The sequence below is a fragment of the Pseudomonas brassicae genome (genome assembly GCF_010671725.1).
In the GTDB taxonomy this organism is placed as follows: Bacteria; Pseudomonadota; Gammaproteobacteria; order Pseudomonadales; family Pseudomonadaceae; genus Aquipseudomonas; species Aquipseudomonas brassicae.
The window spans coordinates 21,183-27,922 of the sequence record NZ_JAAHBU010000077.1 but is presented as its reverse complement, the minus strand read 5'-3'; the positions used below and the strand labels follow the sequence as shown (position 1 = coordinate 27,922).

Here is a 6,740-nt window from a genome sequence, read left to right as displayed (position 1 = left end):
GGCGCACCCGCTGCCGTCGGTGCCGGTCAAGCCGCTGTTGGCTCAGGCGCCCACGCCTGTGCCAGCGGCGCCCGCCTCGAACCCGGCACCACAGCCGGTGACGCTTGCGACGAGCGCACTGGCGCCACCGCCCTTGGTGCCGGGGCAGTTGCCCAAGCGCGTGAGCCTGGCGGCCGGGGACGAAGTGTTTCTGGTTGGCGATTCGCTGATGCAGGGGGTGGCGCCGCACCTGGCCAACACCTTGCTCAAGCGCTATCAGATCAAGAGCGTCAACCTCAGCCGGCAAAGCACCGGCCTGGCCTATCCCGGGTTCTTCAACTGGCCGCAAACGGTCGCCACGACCTTGCAGAGCCAGCCCAACATTCGCCTGATGGTGGTGTTCCTGGGGCCCAATGACCCGTGGGACATGCCTGAGTCCAAGGGCAAGCCGTTCCTGCGTTTCAAGTCGCCGGAATGGGAGACGCTGTACCGCAAGCGCATCGACATGATTCTGGGCGAGGCGCGCACACACAATGTGCAGGTGATCTGGGTCGGCCCACCGAACATGCAAAAGCCGCGGCTGTCGACGGCCATGGCCTACCTCAGCGGCCTGTATGAAAGCCAGACACAGCTGTACCAGCAGCATTACGTATCGGCCAACGGCGTACTGGGTTACCAGGCCGACGAGTTCTCCTATACCCTGCAGAACAGCCAGGGCAAACGGGTCAAGACCCGCGTCGATGACGGCATCCACTTCACCACGACGGGCCAGAAGCTGATCGCCGAGCAAGTACTGTCGATGATCGCCTTCCCGGGCCTGACTGTAACGGGACACTGAGATGCGCCGACCGCATAACCTCCTGGCGCTGGCCGCGCTGATTTGCCTGCTGCCGGGCTGCAGCCCGGTCGCGGCGGTCAGTGCGCCGACCGCGCGCCCGATCAACGCGTCACACACAGCCGCCAGCAGCCGCGATGCCAACCTCGCGGTGCTGGCGGGCAAGCTGCGTACGGCCAGCCGTGCCCCGGTCAACATCGTGCAGTTTGGCGATTCGCACACAGCCGCCGACCTGTTCAGTGGCGAGATGCGCCGCCTGTTCCAGGCCCAGTACGGCGATGGCGGCATGGGGTTCGTGGCGGCCACGCCAGTGCCCGGCACACGCTACGACAATGTGATTCTCAAGACGGCCAGGCGCCAGTGGGAGCTGGTCTCGGCACGCAACCAGCAGAGCGAGCAGTTCCCGCTGGGCGGCTACCTGTCGGTACCGTTGGCAGCCAACCCGAGCGTGCGCATCGAGGCACGCGAGCCCACGGCCCAGCGCTATCGTATTTCGGCGTTGTACCAGGCGCGTGAGAACAGCAGCCTGACCGCCCGTGGCGGGCAGAACGCGACGCGCCGGGTGATGCTGGCAGCGAGCAATGGGCAGTGGCGTTTCAGCCCGCTGCTCAACGGTATCGGCCTGCCGGTGGACATGACCATCAATGCACACCCGGGCACTGTGCTCGGCGGCTGGTACATCCAGGGCCAGAAGAACGCCGGGGTGACCTATTCAGCGCTGGGCATCAACGGTGCGCGGCTGGAGGTGCAGGACAAGTGGCAGGCCGGCTGGCAGGAAAACCTCAAGGCCTTGCGCCCTGACCTGATCATCCTGGCCTACGGTACCAATGAGGCGTTCGACAATACCCTGGACATGGGGCAGTACCGCGACCAGCTGAGCCGTACGCTGGCGCAGTTGCGCCGCGTGCAGCCGCGTGCGGTGATCCTGCTGGTGGGGCCTTCGGACTCGATCAAACAGCGCGGGGCGCGCTCGTGTGCGGCGCGCCGGCCACAGTCGTTGCCCCAGGTGGTACAGATCCAGCGACAGGTGGCCAGGCAGGCCAACGTGCTGTTCTGGGGACTGGCAGGCGTACATGGGGGGGGGAATGCTCGATTGCGCAATGGCAGGCGCAGGGGCTGGCCCGGGGTGACCTGGTGCACCTGACGGCCGACGGTTATCGCAAGAGTGCGGCGGGCCTGTATGACTACCTGCGTGGGCAACTGGGCCTGCGTTGAGGTGAAAAAAGGAGGGGCTGGATCGGCGAATGGGATTGGCTTGCGGCGCCCCGGTTGTCGATAACAGCCCCCCTAGCTTCGCGCCTTTCGGGCGTCGAACTCAGGGTGAAGCATAGAACGGTTTTTTCGGCAGTGCTGTAGGACTTTGGGATAGATCTCGTCGGCCCCTTCTCCAGCAGTACCGGGGTCAACCCGCCGGCTGCAACCCCAGCGCGTAATCCAGATACCCGCGATACGCCGTTTCCCAATCCGCCTGGAACGCATGCCCGCCTGCGTGTTCGTGGCTCTGAACCTTGTTGCTCGCTTCAAACGCCTTCTGCGTGGTCGCGGTCAGTTGCAGGTTGCTCGAATGCTCCTTGGCGCCGTGCACGATGACGATGTGCTTGTCCTTGGCCTTCTGCTCGGCGAACGGAATGCGGAAGCCACCTGGCGACAGCAGGACCGCGCCGGTGTAGTGCTGCGGGTATTCGGCCAGCAGGTGCGCCGCGTGTTCGGCGCCTTGCGAGAAACCGATCAGGGCGATTTTCGAGCGATCGACCCTGGTCTGTTTTTCCAGATTCTTGAGCGCCGCTGCCACCGCTTTCTCGGTGGGTGCCACCGAGTCCTGCTGCCACATGAACTGGCCCTCGTCACGCTTGAGCGTGCCATTCAGCGCGACCAGTACGGCGCGTTCGCCCACCAGCTGCTGGCGCATGCGGATGCTCTTGCTGCCTTCGGTGCCATAGCCGGCCAGCCACACCACCACCGGCCAGCCGCCGGCGGGAGCCTTGCCTGCCGGGATGCTGAAGGCCGCCAGGCCGGCGTCCTTGGCCTGTTTGGTGTAGTTGGCTTCGGCGCTCTGCAGCAGTTTCTTGTAGGCCGGGGCGTCTTTCATGCCGGCCAGTTCGTCGTCGTCACGCAGCACCACCGCCTGCCAGAAACCACGTTCGCGCGCCTGGTCGAGCAGGTCGGCGGCCAGGTCGAAACTCTCCATCGAGGCCAGTGCTGCGCCGGCCTGGTACGAGGCGTAGGCGTTCTTCGGGTCCAGGCGCGCGGCGGTCAGGTAGTAGGTCAGGGCGCCGGCCATGTTGTCGTGCTGCTCCTTCTCCTTGTCACCGGCATCGATGAACTGCTGTGGGGTGGCATCGTTCAGGTACAGGTTGGCCATGCCGGCCAGGCCCTGCCAGCGGCCCTTGGCGACTGCTTCGGCTTCGGCATCGTCGGCGAAGCTGGCGGTGGTGGCGAGGCTCAGGGCGGTGAACAGGCTGAGGGCGGCAAACGGCAGACGGGGAGATGTCATGAACGACAAGACCGAGAGTCCTTTTTCGGTGAAGGGGAAGGTGTGCCCGGCCAGTGCGGCCGGGCGCGGATTCTAGCACGCAGGCTCAGCCGCGCAGCTGGTTCCAGTCGAGGTCGAAGCGTGCCAGGTACTTGCGCAGGCGGTCGGCATCGTTGGGTTTCTCCTTCTCCTGGCGCGACACCGCGAACAGCTGGCGCCCGGCATCGGACAGCGAGCGGGCATCGCGGCATACCCGCAGCACCGCCTCCAGTTGCAGGCGGTCGAACAGGTCCAGCGTGTGGCCTTCGAGCAGTGGCTCTGCGGGCTCGGTCGCGACTCCCCAGGCGCGGTGCAGGCGGGCGATTTCCTCGTTGACCAGGGTTTCGTCGATGCGCCCGCTGTCGGCCAGGGTGGCCATGCGCGTGATCGATGCCGACAGCTCGCGGAAGTTGCCGGCCCAGCGCGCCTCGGGGGCGTTGGCAAACGCCAGGTAGCGGCGCTTGGCTTCGAGGTTGAAACGTACGTTGCGGCCCTGCTCGCGGGCATGGCGCTGCAGCTCGAAATCGATGTTCGGCTCGATGTCTTCGCGCCGCCCGGCCAGCCCCGGCAGTTCGAAGGTCCATAGGTTGATGCGGGCATACAGGTCTTCGCGAAACAGGCCCTGGGCAACGTGCCTGCGCAGGTCGCGGTGGGTGCCGGCGATCAGCTGGAAGTCGCTTTCCACTTCGCGGTCCGAGCCCAATGGGAAGAAGCGCTTCTCTTCGATGGCCTTGAGCAGCATGGCCTGTTCGTCGGCGCCCAGCTCACCGATTTCGTCAAGGAACAGCATGCCGCCGTGAGCTGCGCGCAGCAGGCCGTCACGCGCATTTTGCGCGCCGGTGAACGCACCCTTGATGTGCCCGAACAGCGTCGACATGGCGCCGTCGCCGCGCAGCGTGGCGCAGTTCACTTCGACAAAACGGCCTTCCAATTGGTGGCGTGTGCGCTTGAGTTCGTAGATGCGCCGGGCCAGGAACGACTTGCCGGCGCCGGTCGGCCCCACCAGCAGCATCGGCGCCTTCGAGCGCAGCGCCACGCGCTCGATCTGCTCGATGGAGTGGTTGAACGCGGCATTGCGGGTGGCGATGCCAGCCTTGAGCAACGTCAGGCTGTGCGCCTGCTCGCGCTGGAAGCGCGAGGCGATGTGATCGTAGCGCGACAGGTCGAGGTCGATCAGGGTGCTGGTGCCGGCCGGGTCGCGGGTGTCTTCCTTGCCGCGGGCCGGTGAGGTCTGTACCAGGCGGGCCGGCAGGTAGCGCGCCTCGGTCAGCAGGAACCAGCAGATCTGTGCGACGTGGGTGCCGGTGGTGATGTGTACCAGGTAATCCTCGTGCTCGGTATCGAAGGTGTAGCTGCTGGCGAAGTCGTGCAGGGCGCCGTACATCTCCTCGAAGTCCCACGGGTTGTGCAGTTCCATGCGATGCAGGCGTACCTCGGTGTGCGGCGACACGCTGCGCACGTCGTCACGCAGGCGTTCGGCCAGGCCCAGGTCGCGCTCGCTCTTGCCGTGGATAAGCTCCAGCCGGTCGATGGCCAGCGCGGGCTGCTGGCACAGCGCAACCGTGGGCCGCCATTTGTTCCAGCGCGCGGCGCCCTTGCCATTGCGATCGAGGGTGGTGCCGATGAAGCCGATGGCGACGCTGCGCTTGGTCATGCGGTTTATCTTTTTGGATAGATTGATAGATAAAAATATACGTATTTCTCCAAGGGCGCCACCGAGCAAAACGCTTTTATTTAGCCGGTTTAAATATAAAAACCTTATAAATCAATTATTTGAAAAATATTTAAGTCAAAAAATCAAAAGCTGGCACGTCCCTCGCAATATCTCCTTCGACCGCATCGCCAAGCAGGCCGACGGGTAGGGGCTCACCGCCCCACCGGTGCACGAGCCCACCCCTGGTGTTGGTGTCGTGCATGCCGCCGCCGCAACGACCGGTCGATGGCGCAACCCCGGATGGGGCCGCCAACGAGCCTAGAACTCGTTACATACCCTCCACGGTAGCTACACCCGTAACACCCGCCGGTGAGGCGCGGGCAACGCACACGCAGCCAGGATGGCTGGCTTATGCGAAGGGCGCCCCCGCCACCGCTGGTACGCCCGGCCTGCTGGCCGCCCGGGGCAAGGCGCAACGTCGGACCGAAGGATTCGGTCGCCACAGGACTCTGATGTCCCGACGCCTGTACCTCCCCCCCGGGCCCCACTTGCAGCGCTCGGCGTACCGGCAGCACCGGCACCACGCAATTCAATGAAAGGGAAAAACAGAATGAAAATGCTCAAGCGCTTTATCGTGAAAAAGAACGAACGCGGCCTGTTGTTTTGCGAGGGCGACTTCGTGTCGATCCTGGAACCGGGCGTGCACCAGCGCTTTGACCTGCACAACCGGCTGACGGTGGAAACCTTCAGCCTCAATGCCCCACGCTTCGAGCACCGCCTGGCCGGTTACCTGCGCCAGAGCGAGCCGGCGCTGGTGGCGCAATACTTCGACTGCATGGACCTGGGCGACCAAGAAGTCGGCCTGCGCTATGAAGACGGCGCGCTGGTGGAACTGCTGCCACCGGGCAGCCGCCAGTTGTACTGGAAGGGCCAGAGCGCGCAGACCCTGCAGCGCATCGACCTGAGCCAGGCCTATCGCCTGGAGCCGACCCTGCTGGCGCAGCTCGGCCAGCCCAAGCTGCGCGGCCGCAGCCTGGCCGGGATCGACGCGGTGTTGCTGGCGCCGGTGCCGACCTTCCATGTGGGCGTGCTCAAGGTGGACGGCGCGGTGATCGAGTTGCTGCCGGCGGGGCAGTACGGCTTCTGGCGCTTCAACCGGCAGGTCAGCGTCGACATGGTCGACATGCGTATCCAGTCGCTGGAGGTCAGCGGCCAGGAGATCCTCACCCGTGACAAGGTCAGCCTGCGCCTGAACCTGGCCGCCAACTGGCGCTACAGCGACGTGCTGACCGCCTTTGCCAGCCTTGCCAAACCGCTCGAGCACCTGTACCGCGAGGTGCAGTTCGGGCTGCGCGCGGCGGTGGGTACACGTACCCTCGACGAGTTGCTGGAGAACAAGCAGTTGATCGACGACACGGTCAGCCAGTACCTGTCCGAGAAACTGCAGGGCAGCGGCATGGAAATCAGCGGCCTGGGGGTGCGTGACATCATCCTGCCGGGCGAAATGAAGACCCTGCTGGCGCAGGTGGTGGAGGCGGAGAAGGCGGCGCAAGCCAACGTGATCCGTCGGCGTGAGGAAACCTCGGCGACCCGTTCGCTGCTCAATACCGCCAAAGTCATGGAAGACAACCCGACCGCCTTGCGCCTGAAGGAGCTGGAAACCCTGGAACGGGTGGCCGAGCGTATCGACCGGATTTCGGTATTCGGCGGGCTGGATCAGGTGTTGAATGGGCTGGTGAGCCTGAAAACCGCATGACACC

At 65.0% G+C, this 6,740-nt stretch carries 5 protein-coding genes; 3 read left to right on the top strand and 2 right to left on the bottom strand.

The features are described from left to right. Together G3436_RS06710 and G3436_RS06705 are read left to right on the top strand one after the other, a co-directional pair. Positions 1-817 (top strand): SGNH/GDSL hydrolase family protein (locus tag G3436_RS06710; protein WP_163942727.1); only part of this gene is annotated, 817 nt, incomplete at its 5' end. A 1-nt stretch (position 818) separates the two neighbouring features. Beyond that, entirely contained in the window at positions 819-1,958 is a 1,140-nt protein-coding gene (locus tag G3436_RS06705; protein ID WP_243667039.1) for a GDSL-type esterase/lipase family protein, read from the top strand. A gap of 258 nt (positions 1,959-2,216) precedes the next feature. On the opposite strand, the gene G3436_RS06700 is transcribed toward G3436_RS06705, so the two are convergent. Then, positions 2,217-3,308 carry an alpha/beta hydrolase gene (locus G3436_RS06700; protein WP_178116347.1) on the bottom strand — a complete coding sequence of 364 codons (1,092 nt, stop codon included), beginning with the start codon at positions 3,306-3,308 and terminating at the stop codon, positions 2,217-2,219. An 85-nt stretch (positions 3,309-3,393) separates the two neighbouring features. Continuing rightward, entirely contained in the window at positions 3,394-4,980 is a 1,587-nt protein-coding gene (gene rtcR / locus G3436_RS06695) for an RNA repair transcriptional activator RtcR (protein WP_163942720.1), read from the bottom strand. A 610-nt stretch (positions 4,981-5,590) separates the two neighbouring features. On the opposite strand from rtcR, the gene G3436_RS06690 reads away from it, so the two are divergent. After that, complete coding sequence (locus tag G3436_RS06690) at positions 5,591-6,736, top strand: slipin family protein (RefSeq protein ID WP_163942717.1); 1,146 nt, start codon at positions 5,591-5,593, stop codon at positions 6,734-6,736. Positions 6,737-6,740 lie beyond the last annotated feature (4 nt).

Coding starts and splice junctions, on each gene's coding strand:
- G3436_RS06705 (WP_243667039.1), top strand. CDS start 819: ATGCGCCGACCGCATAACCTCCTGGCGCTGGCCGCGCTGATTTGCCTG.
- G3436_RS06700 (WP_178116347.1), bottom strand. CDS start 3,308: ATGACATCTCCCCGTCTGCCGTTTGCCGCCCTCAGCCTGTTCACCGCC.
- rtcR (WP_163942720.1), bottom strand. CDS start 4,980: ATGACCAAGCGCAGCGTCGCCATCGGCTTCATCGGCACCACCCTCGAT.
- G3436_RS06690 (WP_163942717.1), top strand. CDS start 5,591: ATGAAAATGCTCAAGCGCTTTATCGTGAAAAAGAACGAACGCGGCCTG.